The sequence below is a fragment of the Mesorhizobium sp. M7A.F.Ca.CA.002.15.2.1 genome (assembly GCF_003998715.1).
Classification (GTDB): domain Bacteria; phylum Pseudomonadota; class Alphaproteobacteria; order Rhizobiales; family Rhizobiaceae; genus Mesorhizobium; species Mesorhizobium ciceri.
In genome coordinates this window covers 1-1,058 of the sequence record NZ_RZPI01001082.1, presented here as the reverse complement: position 1 = coordinate 1,058, position 1,058 = coordinate 1, and the positions used below count along the sequence as shown (strand labels likewise).

Sequence of the window (1,058 nt, the reverse complement as noted above, 5' to 3'; positions counted from 1 at the left end):
CCCCCCCCCCCTGTCAGCAATCCGCCGGCACCGCCGATCACGGCTCCAATCCCCGCGCCAGCCCCGGCATCCTCGGCAGCCTCCGAACGGTCGCCCTCGTACCAGTCATCCGAGTTGTTGGCGACGATGCTGATGTTCGCATGCGGGACGCCCGTGGCTTCCAGTTCGCGGACCGCGTCGGCCGCGTCGTCATAGTTGTCGAACAGTCCAGTTACCGTTTTCATTGATTTCTCCTGATCCGTGCTCACTTGCTGGCGGCAACGACGTTGCCCTGATAGTCCAGGCCGACGGCGAGGCTTTCGCCTGCCTTGGTGGCATGGCCCCGCCAGATGCCCTGGTCGTCCTTGGTAAGCTTCGACACGTTGGTATAGCCTGCACCCTCGATGCGGCTCTTGGCCTGGGCTTCGGTGAAGCTGTTTGCGCCGGGAACGAGAGCGGCGGCATTGGGGGTATTGTCGGTCTTCACCGCCGGTGTTGTCGCTCCCGTGATGGCGTCCTGCCCGGCTGCGATCTTTTCGATCATCTGCTGGTGCGTCTTCAGCGTATCGACCGTTTGCTGGGCGAATGTCTTGAGCCCGGCGTTGTCGCCGCCGCTGGCATAGGTTTCGAACAGCTTGACGGCGTCGGCATGCGCCTTGCGCTGCATGTCGACATAGGCTGGATCGATCGGAGCCTGCGCATTCTTGAGCTTGTCGAGATCGCCCTGGTGCTGGGCATCAAGCGCCGGCGGCACTTTCAATTTTTGTTCGCCGGCCACCGTTGCCAGCTTGGCATTGGCCGCGCCGTGATCGCGGATCATCATCTGGGCGAAGTCCTTGATGCTCTGGTCCTGAACCTTGCCCAAGGCAATCTGGCTCGAGTCGACTTCGAACTTGCCGCCGATGGCAGCCTTGTCGACGAAGGCCTGGGCGCTGTCGGCAGCAAAAGCAGGCACGGCGAGAAAAATGGAAGCAGCGGCGAGCGATGCGAAAAATTGTCGTGTTTTCATCGGCTTTGTCCTTGCCTGGGATGCGTCGCCCTAACAGGCCAAGATGCGCTTTGTTCCGATACCCAGACGA

Annotated in this window: 2 protein-coding genes; both read right to left on the bottom strand. The window is 61.7% G+C overall.

Annotated features, from left to right (window positions below; all coding sequences use genetic code 11):
• Window positions 1–224: general stress protein (locus ENZ74_RS32770; RefSeq protein ID WP_348630711.1), on the bottom strand; the 224-nt coding region annotated here is incomplete at its 3' end.
• Between the two features lie 20 nt (window positions 225–244).
• On the bottom strand, window positions 245–988 hold the full coding sequence (locus ENZ74_RS32765; RefSeq protein ID WP_063170169.1) for a DUF4142 domain-containing protein: 744 nt from the start codon (window positions 986–988) through the stop codon (window positions 245–247).
• Window positions 989–1,058: the final 70 nt, after the last annotated feature.